Here is a 17,228-nt window from a genome sequence, read left to right on the forward strand (position 1 = left end):
CAAGCCTCATTTCTTACCTTTCGGGTCTATTATCAAACCAATGCAAGCAACAAAAGCCGACATCACGAAATTCGAAGCAGATGCCATCGTCAACGCCGCGAACACTTCACTTATAGGCGGAGGCGGAGTCGACGGAGCCATCCATCGCGCCGGAGGACCCGAAATACTCGAAGGCTGCCGAAAGATAGTAGCGCGTCAAGGCAGTTGCAAAACGGGAGAAGCCGTAATTACGACGGCTGGAAAACTGTCTGCCAAATTCGTGATCCATACGGTTGGGCCGGTGTGGAATGGAGGCCATAAAAAAGAACCCGAAAAACTGGCCAATTGTTACCGCAATTCTTTGAAATTGGCTGTGGAAAACGGTTGTGGGAGTGTCGCCTTCCCAAACATCAGCACCGGAATTTACGGCTATCCGAAAGACGAAGCCGCAAAAGTGGCCGTACAGACGGTACGCGACTTTTTGAAAGAGTCCGATCGAGAAATCGACGTCACCTTTGTATGTTTCGATGACGAAAACCTAAAACTCATCGAAGCCCAATTGAACGCTTAAACGCTTTTTCGGCGTGTCAAGCCATTCGGAAACATGATTGTGAGCACGGCCAATATCAACAGGAAGTTGAATTCGATGCCGTTCCTTCCGCCACCGACGACGAACCAGCCTTCCTGCCAATGTACCATCGCGATTCCCATGATCAGAACGAAAATCGTGACGATTCCGGCGAGCTTTACGTATTTCTCGAACAGGAAGCAAATCGCGGCCACGATGTGTGAAATCTTTATGGCGTAAGCGATCGCGAGCCCGAAAGGTGCGAATCCCATAGGGTCGAGATATTCTTTTCCGAAACCCGAAATACTGCCATCCAAAATCGTCTTGACACTGTGCGCGAGCAAAATCACCGCAACGCCCAAACGGATCATGAAAGTGCCGTTTTTGAAATCGATTGTTTTCATCAGATCATTTTTCGCGCTTTCGAAGGCGCTTTGAGGTTGATGTAGAAAATCGATACAGGTTCGGTCTTTTCGGTCGTGCCGTTTTTATTGGCGTCGTACTTGGCGTAAATGTACATGATGTCATTTCTGTAATCGTAAGTGGAACGGATCGCCGAATAACGCTCCGGAAGCAAAGCCGTGCGTGTCGTATTGCGCTTGTCGAAATGGTACATGCGCCTCAAATCCTTTTTGTTGATCAGCGAATCGTTGTTCGTGTCCTGGTCGTAAACCGAAGCGAGGAAAAAATCGCGGGAAACGGGAATCCCTTTCAAAGAATCCCTTTTTACGCCCGGGAAATACAGATTCCGGACCAATACGGGCTTCTGGAAGAAATACGAAAGGCGCGAAGTGGCCATATCGTAATGCCCGACGTTGATCAGGTTGTAGCCGCTGATCACGTCCATTCCGGGCATGAAATAACAGAAATTATCCTCATCGGAAGACGGTTCGCCCGTATTGTCGTCGAGCTTTCGGTAATACGTCGTGCCTTCTTCGCGGTTCACGTTTTTCTCCGAACCGGGTTTTACTTTGTAGATGTTGATCAGACGGATGCTGTCAAGTCCTGTCAACACCACCGAATTCACCGTCGAATTGAGTTGTTTGAACGTGGCGTTGCCTTTGAGCGGATATTTCGTCGTGTCTTCGGCCGATGAAAATTCGATCGAAGTCAATTCTTCGGATTTTTTCTCTTCATGTGCGCACGAGATCAGGACGGCCAATAAAGCCAACGGTAATAAGGCGATGGTTCTTGTAAAATGCATGTTTGTTATCGGTTTGGGTGAAGATAGCGAATTTTCCCAAACCGATTCATTGTTAGCATTTTGGAATTCTCATTAATCTTGAAATTTCCTGAAGATCGTGGTTGCCGTGTGTCCGCCGAAACCGAACGTGTTGTTCATCACGTATTCCTGCTCGGTCTGTATCGATTTTCCGCTGACGATGTCCAATCCTTCGGGAATATTCGGATCGGGATTCTCGAGATTGATGGTTGCAGGAACGATGCCCGTTTTCACGGATAACGCGCTGATGATGCTTTCAATCGCGCCGGCCGCTCCGAGCAAATGTCCCGTCATCGATTTGGTCGCCGTAACCTTTATCGGATGCGTCCCGAAAACCGATCTGATCGCGTTGAGTTCGCTCAAATCGCCTTGTGGAGTCGAGGTCGCGTGGGCGTTTACGCTTCCGATTTTATCGAATGTGATGCCCGCGTCTTTAAGCGCTTTTTGCATACCGAGGCTCGCGCCGTGCCCGTCGGCCGGAGTTCCTGTCAAATGATACGCATCGGCCGCCATGCCGCCACCCACGATTTCGGCGTAGATTTTCGCGCCGCGGGCTTTAGCGTGTTCCAATTCCTCTAAAACCAATGCGCCCGCGCCCTCACCGGCTACAAATCCGTCGCGGTTTGCATCGAACGGACGCGAAGCATTTTGCGGATGCTCATTGTTTTTGGACAACGCCTGGGATGCACCGAAACCTCCGATCGACGATTTCGTGATCGCGGCTTCGGAACCGCCTGCAATCATCACATCGGCCTTTCCCATACGGATCGTATCGAAAGCGTTGATGATGGCCGTGTTCGACGAGGCGCAGGCCGAAACGGTCGCGTAATTCGGTCCGAACAGCTTGTGTCGTATCGAAATCACGCCTGCTGCGATATCGACAATCATTTTGGGAATGAAAAACGGATTGAACCTTGGCGTCCCGTCTCCCGAATTGAATTCCTGCAATTGCTCTTCGAATGTAGAGATCCCGCCGTTTCCCGATGCCCAGATCACACCGACTTCGGCTCTTTCGGCATCCGATATGTTCGCAAAATCGAGACCGCTGTCGGCAATAGCCTCATCTGAAGCGGCGACTGCGTATTGCGTAAACAGGTCGTATTTCCTCACTTCCTTGCGTTCAAAATACTTTTCCGGTTCGAAATCCTTGACTTCGTGAGCGAATCGCGTTTTGAACAAAGAAGCGTCGAATTTGGTGATAGGTCCGGCGCCGCTTTTTCCGGATATGATGTTTTTCCAGAATTCGGCTACGTTATTCCCGAGAGGCGTTATCGCGCCAAGACCGGTGATGACAACTCGTTTCATTTTTGTGCTGTTTTGAGCAAGTTCGTGTACCCTTTGGCGAGCAGTTTCGATTTGTCTTCGTTCCAGATCTCGCATTCGGCGTTCACGACGGTTTTGCCTTTTTTGTTGATTTTAGTTTCGGCCAGGATCGTTTCCCCGGCTCTCGCATTGGCGAAAAAGTCTACGTTGAGATTGATCGAGATGTAGAAAACAGGTTCTTGTAAGCGATCAAAGTCGCTCCGATGGCATCGTCTATGATCGATGAAATCACGCCTCCGTGAAGCGTTCCGAACGGATTGGTCATTTCCGTCCGGACTTCGTACTCAAAAACCAAACGGCCTTGCTCGACGACACGCATTTTCGGTTTCAGCCAATTCATGTACGCCGATGGCGATGCCGTGATTTCCTTTCCGATATGGTTGTGAAGGAATTTGAACGCTCCTGGCTTCATATCAGTTGTTCAAAGCGGCCAAGGCGGCTTCGGGAGAAGAAAGGTAAAGGGTGTACAATTCTTCGGTTATGCCTGGGCGGATTTCGAAAATCCCTTGCTCGAAACCATTCGCCAATGCCAATGCGACATCTTTAGGATCCATGCCGTTCTCGCCTCCGATGGCTTTCGAGAATTCGGTGTTTACAAGCGGCGGCATCAATTCGAACACTTTCACATCTTGGTTGTCGCGTTCCAAAGTATGGCGCAATACGCGGGTGTAGGAGTGAAGTGCGGCCTTGCTTGCAGAATAGGTTGGCAGATGTGTCGTAGGCACGAATCCAACGATTGACGAAACGTTCGCGATTGCGGCACTACCGTTTTTCTGCAACAGCGCCAATAGTTTTTCGGTGAGGCGGATGGTAGATAGATAGTTGGTCGTGATTTCTTCTTGCGCTTTGTCGAAGGCGTTCGCGTTTTCGTCGGTAAGGCGGTAATATTGGGCGTTACCGGCATTGTTGATCAATATGTTCAAAGACGAAAAATGGATGTTGATGGTTTGTACGAGACGATCGACGTCTTCGGCTTTGGTCACGTCGGCTTGTATGTAGTTCGCGCCCGGCAATTTAGAGATCGCTTGTTCTAGACGTTCTTTACTGCGTCCGGTGATGATGACTTTGTTACCGTTTGCACTGAATAGTTTGGCCATTTCGAAGCCGATTCCGGAACCTCCGCCTGTAATCAGGATTGTGTTTTTTGAAGTTTTCATTTTGATTTATTCTTGATTGTTATTATTGTACCGATTGGTATATTGTTATTTAAAAAAATATTGCCTTTAATTCTGATACAAATTTATACCAAATGGTATATTAATCGAGTCTTTACCGATTGTTTTTTTCGATTCAAGAATAGCGCGCTGAAAAGTTGGTTGTTGCGACGGATTCGATACATTTGAAAAAATCCAAATATGCTCGGTCTACTATTCATTTACTTCATTGGGAAATACTTTTACGAATTGGCAAAGGAATTCGGCAAAAGCCAATGGGGCTTTGCGATTGCCGGTGTCGCCACATATTATTTGGGCGGCGCTTTGCTATATTTTGTAGTGCTTGTCCCGTTGATGTTTATCATTCCCGATACCATCGAGAACATGGACGACCGCGATCACGGTTTTCTCATCGTCCCTTTTGGGATCGGGGCCTGTTTTCTTTTGTATTACCTGCTTAAAAAACGTTGGCACAAAGAAATTCCAAGCCCCGAAACCATCGATGCGATCGGGCGGGAAGAAGAAAACTGATCATTTCTTTTCCATGCGACCGTATTTGGTCATGATCTCACGTAGTTTGTCCTTCGGGATTTCGTAAATGGTGTTGCCGTTGAAACCTTCCATGGTTTCGGCGGCCATAAGCGCGTTGATTATCGCTTCTTCGGTGGCTTGGGCTGCGGCTCTATAAGGCGAATCCATCAATTCTTTTGGCAACGCGGTCCAGGTCTGTAGCGTTTCCTTTTCGTTAGATTTTGGGGCGGCCGTACTGAAAGCCATAAAAATATCGCCCGAACTGTTATATGCGAAACCTCCCGTTCTTGCCACGCCGATCGAAGCGCGTTTGGCGAGCTGTTTCAACTGTGACGGAAGCAAGGGCGCATCGGTAGCCAATATTACGATGATCGAACCGTCTTTTTCTTTGGTGGTGATTTTCGGCATGGCTTCGGTGATTTCCTTTCCGACGGGAACGCCCGAAATCATCAAGTCTTTGCGTCCGCCGAAGTTTCCTTGTACGAAAGCACCGATCGTATATTCCTTACCGTCGATTTTGAACACACGCGAAGCAGTGCCGCTTCCACCTTTGAAAAGGAAAAGGCTCATGCCCGTACCGCCGCCAACATTTCCTTCGGCGATCGGGCCCGAAGCCGCATTGTCGAGCGCTTCGAAAACGTCTTCTTTCTTTACGTGCAATCCATTGATGTCGTTGAGCAATCCGTCGAAGGTTTCGGCCGCGACCGGTAATCCGAACGAAAAATCGATTACGTCTCCTTTAGAGAATTTCTTGATGCTCCATGCACCCATGGCATCGCGCACCACGCCGACACTGTTCGTATTCGTGATGCCGATCGGTCCGTAACCCAATCCGTATTCGTCTATTACCGTGGTTCCGGTCATTTCACCGTCCCCGTTAAGGCAAAACCATCCGGCGGGATAAGCTTCATCGGTCTTGCCTTTCGGAAGGATTACGGTAACGCCCGTGCGCACGGCTTTTTTACCGCTTCCCGAAATCAACGTTTTATAACCGACCAATACGCCGGGAACATCTGTAATGGCGTTATGGATTCCGGTTTTCCCGTCGAACGGGATACCGAATTCGCGAGCGCGTTCTTTTTTTTGTGCCGACAGGCTAAGGCAGGCAAACAAAGCAGCCGCCAAAAAAGGTGTGGTTTTCATAAGAGTTTGATTGATGATTGGCTGTAAGTAACGCAAAATAGCGAAAAGTTACAGCCGTTCGTCTCAATCGAGTTCTATGCAGTCGAATCCGCGTCGGTTCAAGATTCCGATCACGGTTACCGATACGGGCGAATCGCTGTCGATGCGCAAAATGCGGTCGCGGTCTTCGAGATCGAAATTCCACTGACGGATATTCTTGAGGTTGTTGAGGTACGGCCGCAAGGAAAGGATCTTTTTCTTGGAGCTTACCGAGGTTTTGAAGACGGAGATTATCGAATTTTTCATTAGTTATTTTTTATTCTTGGATTGGAGATTGTACGACAGCCCGAGCGTAAAATAACCCGTCGCGTCTCGGTTGGCCGAAATGATATAGTCGTTCGTGTTTTTGCCTCTTTCTGAAACGCGCATGTTGAACATATTCGACAATCCGGTTTTGGCATAGCCGATGAACCCTTTTCCGAAACAATGCTCATACGTCAACCCCGACCGCAGTTCGAGCTCACGAAAATCGTATACATCGGCGTAACCCGGCACGTCCGAATACATGTAAAATCCGTCGCTCGAAAGTTCGGTACCGATAGAAACCCTGCCGTTTTCGAACACCGGCCGTTTGAATAACAACCGCTGCGGCAAAATAAAGTCGAGCGTCCACGGCGAGTTCGCGAATTTATGGTCGAGCGTGAATACTGGAGCAACCGGAACCGGAGACGCCGGATCGAGAAGCACGACCAATCCGAGACCGATCACGGTGCGCTCGGTGCGCTTGAGCAACAAAGTCGCCCCAACTATACCTTTGATCCGTTCGACGTCTTTATCCGATCCGTCTACGGTCACGCTCGCGTTGTAAATCAACGGTTTCTTGAAAAGGCTGCCGTAATACAACGCATTGATCGTCCCGCCAATGTAATGGTAACCTTTGTTTTCGGTAAACGGACCGACGGCGTCCGAAAGCAATTCCAGATCCTCGAAATCGAAACTTTCATAACGATAATCGACGTTGGCCGAAACGTTCCACCGCGGTCTTTCCCAAAGTGTGAAGTTGATCGCGGCCTTCCATTGTTGGTGATTGGTGACGCGGCCTTTTACGTAATCGGATTTGCGCAGTTCCGCATCGAAATCCGAAGGCAGATAATAACGGTATTGCAAGTCGAAAGTACGCGTTCGCGGAAATTTGTCGGCGAGTACTTTCTGGATCGAATCGTTGAGTTTTTGGACGTCGCTTTTTTCTTGTTGGGCGTTCGCGTACAGGCACAGGAATGCCACAAGCCCGGTGAGATGCTTTTTCATTGATTGTCGTTTTATGATTGATCAGAGCAGGTTCGGCCCGCTTTTCCCTAGATAGGCTTCGAGAAATTGCTTCCGGTACACTTCGCCTATCGGTATTTCGGCTTGACCGATATTGAGGCTGTGGTTGTCGAAAGCGGCAATGTGTTTGGTGTTGACGATATACGATTTGCTCACGCGTATGAAATCGGCGGAGGGCAGCCATTTGGAAATCGTGCGCAGGTTCATCGCCGTAATCAGTTTTCCTCCATTGCAATGGATGACGACGTAATCTTTGAGGCCTTCCACGAACTGGATGTCCGTAAACGCGATCTTGTGGAACTTGCGGTCCGACTTGACCAAAATGTAATCGGAAGACGCGCTTTCCAACGTCGCCTGCGCGGCCTTTTCGACAAGCAGCTCGTGATACGAAATCGCCTTGCGCACCGCTTTTTCGAGCCGTTCTTTTACGATTGGCTTTACGATGTAATCGACGGCGTCCACTTCATAACTCTCGAGCGCGTATTGCGAATAAGCCGTGGTAAAGATCACGAGCGTCTTTTCGGGAATCGTCGAGGCGAATTCCAATCCGGTGATTCCAGGCATCTGGATGTCGAGGAAAATCAGGTCGACTTCGTTGCCTTTCATGAATTCGCTCGCTTTTTTCGCGCCAGGGAAACATCCGCTCACCGAAATGCCGTCGATTTCCTGCAGCAACAGCAAGATGCCTTCGCGTGCGAGCGGTTCGTCGTCTACGATGATGCAGTTCATATCGGAAGCGTTAACGTGAGTGAATAATTCGATTTGCTTTCGGAAATCCCAAGGTGATACGTATCGGCGTATAACAATTCCAAACGTCTTTTGATGTTCGCCAATCCGAGTCCGCCGGTTTTGCTTTGGCGGATTTCCTCGGGTTTTGAATTCGAGCATTTGAAAATCAGCTTGTCATCGGTAATCGCAAACGAGACCTCGACATTCGTAGGATTGTCGGCGTCGGCGCTGTGTTTGATCGCATTCTCTACGAAACTGATGAACAGGTTCGGCGGCAGCATCAAATTCGTAAGCTTATCGGGATTGGCGCTGTCGTTTTCCATTTTGAGCGAGAACGTGAAATCGTCGCGACGCATCTTTTCGAGTTCGAGCAGATCGTTGAGGAATTGGATTTCGGGCAACAGCAAAACGGATTGCGAATGGTTCTCGTACAATTGGTAGCGCAAAAAATCGGACAATTTATGGATCGTCGCAATCGCCTGGTCGGGATTTTTGCGCACGAGTACGTTCACGTTGTTGAGCATGTTGAACAAAAAATGCGGATTGACCTGGTTGCGCAGTTCGCGAAGTTCCATTTGAAGCGAATTCGTCTCGAGTTCACCGATCCGTCTCGCATCGCGCGCCCAACGTTGGAAAAGCTTGATCGACGTCGAGGCGAAAACCATAAGCACGATCATGTGTACTGCGGCCGCGAATTCCTTGAAACTACCGGCTTTTTGTTCGAGGCTTCCGGCGTGTTGGTCGAAATCGTCGCTGCGTGTAAGCACATATCCGTTGAGGTAATGTTCCGAAACCGAAACCAAGCCCAGGTAACTTCCCACGATGATCATCGTAAGCAAAATGAAATAGGCTACATACTTTCCGCGGAACAACACTTTTGGCACGAGAACGTACATGTTAAAGTAAAACATGCTCAGGAAATACACGTTCCACATACAGCTTTTGAGCCAGTATAATCCCGAGGATTGGCCGTGGAAATCTTTGGTAAGTATGAAAAAGAAGAACACGTAAACCCAAACGAGCGCGTGACGCCAGAAACGGTATTTTCCTTCGATGAGGAAATCGACCATTTTGTTATCGCTGCATTTCTTTTTGAAAAAGGCGTCCATATCGTTTGGTTTGCGTTGCGAAATAACGAAATGGGAATCGTATTGTGTTGGAAATTATACCAAAACCCGAATTTTTTCTACGAACCGTCTAATCGGGGTTACGACAGCCGTTATTTTTTGACGATGCGTCTGGTTTCGACCGCTTTCGAAGTCCTGATTTTCAAAAGATATACACCCGTTGAGAGCGAAGACAAATCGATCGAATCGGCAGAAACCGGTATTTCCATAACAACTCCGCGAACGTCGTAAAGCGCTTCGAACGTGCAATTTTCGAGATGCAAGATGTTTTCGGCTGGATTTGGATAAACGTTGGTACGTGACAATTCATTTTCAGATAACGACAGAGCGCCAGAGGTTTGTGTCACCTGTCCGCCTTCGAGATTCGTGGTGTAGAAAATACCGTCCCTGAACTCGATGTCCCAAAGCGTAGGTACCGAAATCGAAGCGAGCAATTGCGATTGGCCCGAAGCTATGTCGATGCGTTTTATCGTAGAAGGGCTGTACGAAGCCGCGTATATGTAATTCTCGTCGGGACTTGCCACGATGCCCTGAATAAGAGGAAGGTTCGCAGCCACCGTAATTTTCGTAGGCGAGTTTTGCGACAGGTCGTATTTGACGAGTTTGTTTGAGTCGGAGGCGAACAGATAACCGTCTTTTACGGCGAGGCCGACTGTTCCGAAAACCGAACCCATATCACTCGCAAGTAGCTGTAACGACGGATTGGTCTGTGACAGGTCGACTTTGTAAATGTTGTGGCCCGAGCTGATGTAGAGGAATTGGCCCGAAATGGCGATTCCGTTCGGATCCTGCACCAGTACCACATCTTCGGCCACCGGATTGTTTTGAGAAACGTCCAGTCTTATGATCTTGTTCACGCCGGGTGCATTCGGATCCAAGGCTGCGTATAGGTAATTGTCTTTGAAGCAAATCCCTTGCATGGTGCCGAGTCCCGATTTGACCAGTTGCGCGCCGGAACCCGTATTCGACACGTCGATGCGATGGATCGTTCCGTCGAACGTGGTCGCCATATATAAAAAGTTATCGCGTATGGCCAAACCGGAAGTATTCGACGATCCGTTGAAAATCGTGGTATTCGTTTGCGCATTGGTTCCGATGAAAACGGAAAGGCAGAAAAAACAGAGTAGAAGTCTTGTCATTACGTATCCTGAAAAGTGTGATACTTTCAAAGATAAGCAGTTTAACCTTTCGCCAATAAATCCTAACTTTAAGGCAAACAAAAAAACATGGACAGACGACATTTCATCAAACGCACGGGCCAATTCGGGTTGGCTACGTCTTTATCGCACTTGATTCTTCCCGGCATTCTCGACGAGACATCGGATTGGTTCTTTTCGGACGCCAAACCCTTTTTCAAACTTTCATTGGCGCAGTGGTCGCTTCACCGTGCTTTCGACAGCAAGGTATTGTCGCGTCTCGAATTCGCCAAAGTCGCCAAGGAATTCGGATTCGAAGGGTTGGAATACGTGAGTTCTTTCTATTTACCCGAGAAAGGCAAGGAGCACGAACTCAGGACGACCGTACACGAACTCAAGAAGCGCAGCGGCGATTTCGGTTTGCAGAACGTGTTGATCATGGTCGATGAAGGCGATTTGTCGACGGCAAACGAAGAAACCCGGAAAAAGACTATAGATGCGCATTACAAATGGATCGATTCGGCTGCGGAATTGGGCTGCCATTCGATACGCGTGAATCTTTTCGGAGGCGAAACAGAGAAAACACCCGAAATCTGGATGCAGAAATCGGCCGAAAGTTTAAGACAGTTGTGCGAGGTCGCGTCCAAAAGCAAGCTCAACGTGATCGTCGAGAACCATCAATTGTTGAGTGCCGATGCCGCCAAGGTTTCCAAAATCATGAAAATGGTGAATCTGCCCAATTGCGGCACGTTGCCCGATTTCGGGAATTTCTGTCTCAAACGCGAAGGCGGCGCACGCTTCGAAGGCAAGTGCATAGAAGAATACGACCGCTACAAAGGCATGGCCGAATTGTTGCCGTTCGCGAAAGGCGTGAGCGCGAAGTCGTACGATTTCAATGCGTCGGGTGAAGAGACGACGATGGATTACAAGCGATTGCTAAAACTCGTCAAGGATTCGGGCTATAAAGGATTTATCGGCGTAGAATACGAAGGCAACCGACTCAGCGAAGTTGATGGTTTGATGGCGACGAAGGCATTGTTGCTGAAGCATGGCGGGTGATTTTGGGATTCCGACGAAGGAGGAATCTCATCCAAAATGTTCTGCACTAATTGACCAATTCAACTCGTCATTTTCCCCAAACACCACGAAAACTTATCCGTAATTTCGTTCAACATTCTAACAAATCAACAATTCACAATCATGACAACATTAGCAAAAGCTTATGCGGCCCAAAGCGCGACTACACCGCTCTCGCCTTGGCAGTTTGAACGCCGCGACCTGAATCCGCACGACGTGCAGTTCGACATTTTGTATTGCGGGGTTTGCCATTCCGATCTGCATCAGGCAAGAGGCGAATGGGGAGGCGAGATGTTCCCGATGGTTCCCGGACACGAAATCGTAGGACGCGTGGTAGCCGTCGGCAGCCATGTCACAAAATTCAAAGTTGGTGACCTTGCCGGAACCGGATGTCTTGTAGATTCGTGCCGCGAGTGCAGCAATTGCCAGCACGGACTCGAGCAATTCTGCCTCAACGGAGGTTCTTATACCTACAACGGGTTCGAGCAGGACAAGAAAACCCCAACTTACGGCGGCTACTCCAACACCATCGTCGTACACGAAGACTTTACATTAAAGATGCCCGAAAATCTTGATTTGGCCGCAACTGCTCCATTGCTTTGCGCGGGAATCACGACGTATTCACCTTTGCGGCACTGGAACGTCAAGAAAGGTGACAAAGTTGCAGTCGTCGGTTTGGGCGGATTGGGACATATGGGCGTGAAATTCGCCGCGGCTTTCGGTGCCGAAGTGACCGTATTGAGTACCTCTGCCGATAAGGAAGCCGATGCCAGGAAACTCGGTGCGCACAAATTCGTCGTGACCAAAGACGAAGCCCAGATGAAAGCGGTGCGCGGTTATTTCGATTTCATTCTCGATACGGTGTCGGCCCAGCACGATTTGAACGCATACCTTGGACTATTGGCCACGGACGGGACTTTGTGCGTCGTCGGGATTCCTTCGACAGCACAACCTGTACATCACTTCAGCGTAATCGCCGGAAGGAAGTCGCTTGCCGGATCTTCTATCGGAGGTTTGCCCGAAACCCAGGAAATGCTCGATTTCTGTGCCGAACACAATATCGTTTCAGACATTGAACTTATCGACATCAAAGACATCGAAAATGCGTTCGAGCGCATGCAGAAAGGCGATGTGCGGTATCGTTTTGTGATCGATATGGCAACGCTGTAAAATTTTAGCCACGAATGGCACGAATCACACAAATAATTAGTGCAATTCGTGTCATTCGTGGCTTTTAAATAAAAAACCGCCAGTTAAGCGCTGACGGTTTCTAGGTGCATTTAACTCAATTCCCAACTATAGCTTAAAGAATTGTCTTGTTGGTAAGCCTTGTGCCTTTAGGAAATAAACGCCTTGGGAAAGGTCGCTTACTGGGATTTCCGCATCGGGCGAAAGTGTTACCGTTTTGATTTTTTGCCCGAGGGCGTTCAATAAAGTGGCGTTGTTGTCGGAAAAATTTCCGCTTAATCTTATATAATCGTTAGCAGGGTTCGGATACAGAACGAAAGATTGTGTTTCGTATTGTGGCGTGTTCAGGCTTTCAGCCGAAATTTTTGTAAGAAAAGTAAATCTATTGTCGCCTTCATCGTGTAAGATTCCGTCGAGGTCGACCGCACCGTACGAAAGTCCGGCGAGGAAAATATCGCCTAGCGGGCTCACGCTTACAGCATCGAATCGGTTTTCGGCACTGCCTTCAATGGTTTTGGCCATGAGTACGTCGCCTTGCGGATTGTATTTGAGTACGAGCGCATCCGAATGGAAACCGTCCACTTGCGTCGATTGGTTCGCATTCCAGTTGATATTGCCTCTGGTTTTTCCCGAAAAATAAACATTACCGATCGCATCGAGTTCCAAAGTGTTGCGGTTGCCCAAAGATGCTTGTCCGCTACCCGGTACTTCACGAATCCATTGGAAAGTCCCGATAGAGTTTAGTTTTGAGATAAAGAAATCTTCGCCTCCCGCACCCGGTCCTTCAGAAGAAATGTTTCCGAACGAAAACGCATCGAACAAAGCGGAACTGAAATATACTTCGTTAGGCGTGCGTGCCTTTACCAACGGAAAAGGGCAGGTCACGTCTTCTACGTAACGCACCCATTGGAAAACTCCCGAAGCGTTGTATTTGGCGACATACACATTATACGTAAGGTTAATAGGTGCGTCCGCTCCGTTAAAATTCGCCTGCGGTTCGGCACAGGAACCGGCCGTATAAATATTGCCTTCGTTATCGACGCTAAGCGAGGTCACGGTTTTGACTTGCGTTTGCGTTATCGTCGATACGAAATTTCCCGAAGGCGTGAATTTTGTCACGTATGAGTTGCTGTAATCGCCGTATCCGATATAGATGTTGTCGGATGCATCGACGGTGACCGTGCGGAACTGTTCAATGAAACTGTCCTCGATTTGGGGTACGAAATGCCAAATCATATTGCCTTCGGCGTTGAGTTTGACTAGCATCGGCTGGATGCCTTGGGCGGTCGTCAAAAATCCGAGGTTGTTGATGATGATGCTTCCCTGATAACCGATTGCCAGAATAAGATTGCCCTGCGAATCGGAAACCATCGAATAAATATTGCCTTGGCCCGCGAAAGTCTTCGAGTACAGCTCATTTCCCTGCGCATCGTATTTCTTTACGAAAAGAGAACCGAGTATTTCGGAACCGTAAGGCGTCTGGTTGCTTTCGAAACCTGCGTAGAACACATTTCCCGAAGCGTCGCAAGCCGAATTGTATCCGATATAATCGGCATTCAGCGTCATCGTGATCGGCGGAGTCCTGAGCCATTCGAACGCAGGTTGGGCCGCGGCACACATTGCCGACAGCACAAAACCCGAGAGAAGTAGCAGTTTTTTCATAGACTGTTCGTTGATTGATACGATGATTAGATACTAAAGTACGCCATGAGTTGCGTCGATCGGTTCACAAATTGAGCATTGGCGCGCCTTCGTCGAGAATTCGAGGCTTTTTGCCTATCAAATAAGAAAGCCGCCCCCCCGGACGGCTTTCGAAAAACACCCAAACTTAAGTAACCTAACTTACTTATCGATCACGATGAAATCGGAACGGCGGTTGGCCAGATGTTCGGCTTCTGAACATTTTACGCCGTTCTTGCATCGGTTGGTCAATCGGCTTTCGCCGTACCCAATAGCACTTTCGATGCGGCTTGCATCAATTCCTTTAGATATGATATAGTCTCTTGTAGATTTGGCGCGGTTGTCTGACAGCTTCATGTTATAAGCGTCTTTCCCTCTCGAGTCGGTATGCGATTCGATCTTGATCTTGAGGTTCGGGAATTTGGTCATCGCGAAGACGACTTTGTCAAGCTCGACTTCGGCCAAAGCTGTGATGTTCCACTTGTCGTATTCGAAATAGATCGGATTCACGGTAATCTTCTCGACATCGCCTTTTTTGGTGATCAGGTCGTCGTAGTTCGTGAGTTCGAAATTTACGTCCTTGGTCTGGTTGCCGTTCTTCTTGCCGATTTCGAGCTGTTTTTCCTCACGGCTGTGATTGGCTTTGGTCGCGGCGATCTTATACTTCTTTCCGCAAGGCACGGTTACGACGTAATCTCCATTCGCATCGGTAGTTGCGGAAGTGATCGGCGTATCCATCATATCGGTGACCGAAACCGTCGCTTCGCCAATAGGCAGTTTCGACTTGGCGTTGGTGACTTTACCCGAAATCAACTCGTCGCAAGGCACGGGCGCTTTCGTGAAATAGTAGATGTCGTCGTCGCCTTTGCCCATTTCGCGGTTCGAGGAGAAGTAACCGAATTTGTCGGTCGGATCGACAATCAAAGCGAAATCGTCCTTGTTGCTGTTGATAGGCGCGCCCAGATTCCTAGGTTCGGAAAAATTCATAGCTCCCGTCATTTTAGATTCGTAGATGTCGAGTCCGCCCCAACCAAAATGGCCGTCCGAAGCGAAGTACAGCATGCCGTTGCTCAAGAACGGGAACATTTCCTCTCCGGGCGTGTTCACCATCGGGCCTAAGTTCTTGGCCGGTCCGACCGTTCCCGCAGCGTCGATTTCGGCTACGTAAATATCCGATCCGCCTTGTCCGCCGGGCATATCCGAAGCGAAAAACAGCCATTTCCCGTCATTGCTCACCGCCGGATGCCCCGTGGAGTATGCGTTGTCGTTGAACTGCATGTCCTCGAGTTTGCCGAGTTTGCCGTCTTCCGAAACCGTACCGCGAACGATCTTGAACTGGTTGGTGCCGGTTTTATCGTTCACGAGCTTTTTGTTGTTCTTGACGATGTTACGCGTGTAATACACCGTTTTGAGATCCGGAGAGAAAGCGGCCGTCGCGTCGTGGTATTTGGTCATCGCGTCCGAAAGGAAAGGTTGCACATTCAAGAGCGTGCCGTCGTTGACATTGCGTTCGGCCACATACAAATCGAGAAATGGCTGTTGGTTCCAGTTATACAGTTTCTGGTCGTACTTGGTCGTGTCCTTGGCCGAAGCGTATACGATTTTCTGACCGTAGAACGCCGTCCCGAAGTCGGACTTGTTCGAATTCACGTCGAGCGTTTTTATCGTGTACAGCGGTTTTTCCTTGGCCAGGCTGTCCATCTGTTTTTTCTGCAACGCGTATTTGGCCATCAACGAATTGTCGCCTTTTGCAGAAAGATATTCTCGCGTCACCTTGTCGGCCTTGGCGTAATCGAGCGATGCTTTTATCGATTCGGTGTACTTGATGAAATAATCTTGTGGCATCGTGCTTCCCTGGATGTCGTATAGCATCTGATAGTATTTCAAAGCTTCGCGTTTCTGTCCGATATTGTAATGGGAATCACCGGCTTTCATAAGCGTTTCCGCTCCCGGATTGGGTTTGTCGGCCAATGCCTCGTCATACAATTTGGCGGCTTCAGAGAACGAGTATCCTTTGTAGAACTTATCGGCTCTTTTGATCTTGGTCTGTGCCGTGGTCAATGCGACTACGAGACACATCACTATGGTAAGTAATTTTTTCATCTTTGGTGTGTTTTAGAAGAATCGCGGTGACTTGATTTGGCTCGTTTTCTTGTTCATCTGGAAACGCAGCATAATTTCGTGCGTACCGTCGTTGTACTTGTTGAGTTCGCTCGTCGTGAAATCGTAGGCATAGCCGATAAAGAAATCACGCGAGATCTGGAATCCCGCAAGTGCCGAAACCGAATCGTCGAAACGGTAGGCCGCGCCAAGCACGAACTTTTCCATGAACATAAAGTTGGCCGAAAGGTCGAATTCCACTGGCGCGCCGGTCACCGCACGGGCAAGGACGGCCGGTTTGAACTTGAGGTTGTCCGACAGATCGAACACATAACCTCCGATGAGGTAGAAGTGAAGGCGATCCGGGTCGACTTCCTCGGCTATATCGTCGTAATAATCGCTTTTGATAAAACTCGGAACCGATGCGCCCACATACCATTTCTCACCGTACAAATACGCTCCGGCACCAATCTGCGGGATGAATTTGTTGTCGATGTTCTGGTTGAGTAATACGTCGTCCTCGTCATAAAAGCGCCCTTTCGACCAATCGATGTTGAGGATCCTTGCACCGGCTTTTACTCCGAAAGCAAGCTTCGTCTCATAACTTAAATCGATTGTGTACGAGAAGTTCGCATCAAGATAAATCTCACGAGACGGGCCGAGTTTGTCCTGTACGGCAGAGAATCCGAGTCCGAGTTTCTCGTTGGAAAGCGGACTGTGCACGGTAAACGATTGGGTTTCGGGAGCGCCGTCTATTCCGACCCATTGGGAACGGTGAATCAAAACGGCTTCTAAAGTTCCCGTCGATCCGGTATATCCGGAGTTGATCACAAGCGGGTTGTACATGTATTGCGTGTAACCCGGGTCTTGCTGGGCATTTCCGCTAATGGCGAACATCAGGAAAAATGCCACACTGATTGTATATATGTTGAATCTCATTGTTACAAATTTTTGGTTAATGGCTTT

The 17,228-nt window shown here is 48.8% G+C and carries 18 protein-coding genes and 1 pseudogene; 4 read left to right on the forward strand and 15 right to left on the reverse strand.

Going from position 1 to position 17,228, the window contains the following annotated elements; translation table 11 throughout:
- Positions 1-40 precede the first annotated feature (40 nt).
- Positions 41-550, forward strand: a complete 510-nt coding sequence (locus tag HZF10_RS01255) for an O-acetyl-ADP-ribose deacetylase (RefSeq protein WP_217703318.1) — start codon at positions 41-43, stop codon at positions 548-550.
- Here HZF10_RS01255 and HZF10_RS01260 read toward each other — a convergent pair.
- The 6 genes and pseudogenes from HZF10_RS01260 to HZF10_RS01280 all read right to left on the reverse strand — a co-directional run bounded on the left by HZF10_RS01260 (position 547) and on the right by HZF10_RS01280 (position 4,249).
- Positions 547-951 carry a DoxX family protein gene (locus HZF10_RS01260; protein ID WP_176004355.1) on the reverse strand — a complete coding sequence of 135 codons (405 nt, stop codon included), beginning with the start codon at positions 949-951 and terminating at the stop codon, positions 547-549. The genes HZF10_RS01255 and HZF10_RS01260 overlap by 4 nt on opposite strands.
- Positions 951-1,751, reverse strand: a complete 801-nt coding sequence (locus HZF10_RS01265) for a hypothetical protein (RefSeq protein WP_176004356.1) — start codon at positions 1,749-1,751, stop codon at positions 951-953. Before HZF10_RS01265 ends, HZF10_RS01260 begins: the two co-directional genes overlap by 1 nt.
- Before the next feature lie 72 nt (positions 1,752-1,823).
- Positions 1,824-3,074 (reverse strand): beta-ketoacyl-ACP synthase II, encoded by a 1,251-nt coding sequence (fabF, locus tag HZF10_RS01270; protein ID WP_176004357.1) that lies wholly within the window; start codon positions 3,072-3,074, stop codon positions 1,824-1,826.
- Positions 3,075-3,181: 107 nt separating this feature from the next.
- A pseudogene (locus HZF10_RS18150) lies at positions 3,182-3,256 on the reverse strand (hypothetical protein); the annotation flags it as partial.
- A complete protein-coding gene (locus HZF10_RS18010; protein WP_246282425.1) occupies positions 3,235-3,504 on the reverse strand; it encodes a PaaI family thioesterase in 270 nt (89 codons plus the stop codon). The gene HZF10_RS18010 and the pseudogene HZF10_RS18150, both read right to left, overlap by 22 nt.
- A gap of 1 nt (position 3,505) precedes the next feature.
- Positions 3,506-4,249 (reverse strand): SDR family oxidoreductase, encoded by a 744-nt coding sequence (locus HZF10_RS01280; RefSeq protein ID WP_176004358.1) that lies wholly within the window; start codon positions 4,247-4,249, stop codon positions 3,506-3,508.
- A 198-nt stretch (positions 4,250-4,447) separates the two neighbouring features.
- On the opposite strand from HZF10_RS01280, the gene HZF10_RS01285 reads away from it, so the two are divergent.
- Positions 4,448-4,777, forward strand: coding sequence for a hypothetical protein (locus tag HZF10_RS01285; RefSeq protein ID WP_176004359.1), 330 nt, complete (start codon positions 4,448-4,450; stop codon positions 4,775-4,777).
- On the opposite strand, the gene HZF10_RS01290 is transcribed toward HZF10_RS01285, so the two are convergent.
- The 6 genes from HZF10_RS01290 to HZF10_RS01315 form a co-directional block, all read right to left on the reverse strand.
- Positions 4,778-5,920, reverse strand: coding sequence for a DmpA family aminopeptidase (locus tag HZF10_RS01290; RefSeq protein ID WP_176004360.1), 1,143 nt, complete (start codon positions 5,918-5,920; stop codon positions 4,778-4,780).
- A gap of 63 nt (positions 5,921-5,983) precedes the next feature.
- Positions 5,984-6,205, reverse strand: a complete 222-nt coding sequence (locus HZF10_RS01295) for a hypothetical protein (RefSeq protein ID WP_217703319.1) — start codon at positions 6,203-6,205, stop codon at positions 5,984-5,986.
- A 3-nt stretch (positions 6,206-6,208) separates the two neighbouring features.
- Complete coding sequence (locus HZF10_RS01300; RefSeq protein ID WP_176004361.1) at positions 6,209-7,207, reverse strand: hypothetical protein; 999 nt, start codon at positions 7,205-7,207, stop codon at positions 6,209-6,211.
- 21 nt (positions 7,208-7,228) lie between these two features.
- The gene (locus HZF10_RS01305) at positions 7,229-7,954 is read right to left on the reverse strand and encodes a LytR/AlgR family response regulator transcription factor (RefSeq protein ID WP_176004362.1); all 726 of its coding nucleotides are present in this window, start codon (positions 7,952-7,954) and stop codon (positions 7,229-7,231) included.
- Positions 7,951-9,063: a sensor histidine kinase gene (locus HZF10_RS01310; protein WP_176004363.1), complete on the reverse strand. Its 1,113-nt coding sequence runs from the start codon at positions 9,061-9,063 to the stop codon at positions 7,951-7,953. Before HZF10_RS01310 ends, HZF10_RS01305 begins: the two co-directional genes overlap by 4 nt.
- A gap of 110 nt (positions 9,064-9,173) precedes the next feature.
- Positions 9,174-10,220 carry a T9SS type A sorting domain-containing protein gene (locus HZF10_RS01315; protein WP_176004364.1) on the reverse strand — a complete coding sequence of 349 codons (1,047 nt, stop codon included), beginning with the start codon at positions 10,218-10,220 and terminating at the stop codon, positions 9,174-9,176.
- Between the two features lie 87 nt (positions 10,221-10,307).
- Between HZF10_RS01315 and HZF10_RS01320 the strand changes: the two genes are divergently transcribed.
- Positions 10,308-11,276, forward strand: coding sequence for a sugar phosphate isomerase/epimerase family protein (locus tag HZF10_RS01320; RefSeq protein ID WP_176004365.1), 969 nt, complete (start codon positions 10,308-10,310; stop codon positions 11,274-11,276).
- A 141-nt stretch (positions 11,277-11,417) separates the two neighbouring features.
- Positions 11,418-12,464: an NAD(P)-dependent alcohol dehydrogenase gene (locus HZF10_RS01325; protein WP_176004366.1), complete on the forward strand. Its 1,047-nt coding sequence runs from the start codon at positions 11,418-11,420 to the stop codon at positions 12,462-12,464.
- A gap of 126 nt (positions 12,465-12,590) precedes the next feature.
- Here HZF10_RS01325 and HZF10_RS01330 read toward each other — a convergent pair whose 3' ends face one another.
- From HZF10_RS01330 to HZF10_RS01340, 3 genes are all read right to left on the reverse strand, one after another.
- On the reverse strand, positions 12,591-14,144 hold the full coding sequence (locus HZF10_RS01330; RefSeq protein WP_176004367.1) for a T9SS type A sorting domain-containing protein: 1,554 nt from the start codon (positions 14,142-14,144) through the stop codon (positions 12,591-12,593).
- A gap of 180 nt (positions 14,145-14,324) precedes the next feature.
- On the reverse strand, positions 14,325-16,265 hold the full coding sequence (locus tag HZF10_RS18125; RefSeq protein WP_176004368.1) for an OmpA family protein: 1,941 nt from the start codon (positions 16,263-16,265) through the stop codon (positions 14,325-14,327).
- Between the two features lie 12 nt (positions 16,266-16,277).
- Positions 16,278-17,201, reverse strand: coding sequence for a PorP/SprF family type IX secretion system membrane protein (locus tag HZF10_RS01340; RefSeq protein ID WP_176004369.1), 924 nt, complete (start codon positions 17,199-17,201; stop codon positions 16,278-16,280).
- Positions 17,202-17,228 lie beyond the last annotated feature (27 nt).

The organism is Flavobacterium agri (assembly GCF_013401995.1).
Classification (GTDB): Bacteria; Bacteroidota; Bacteroidia; order Flavobacteriales; family Flavobacteriaceae; genus Flavobacterium; species Flavobacterium agri.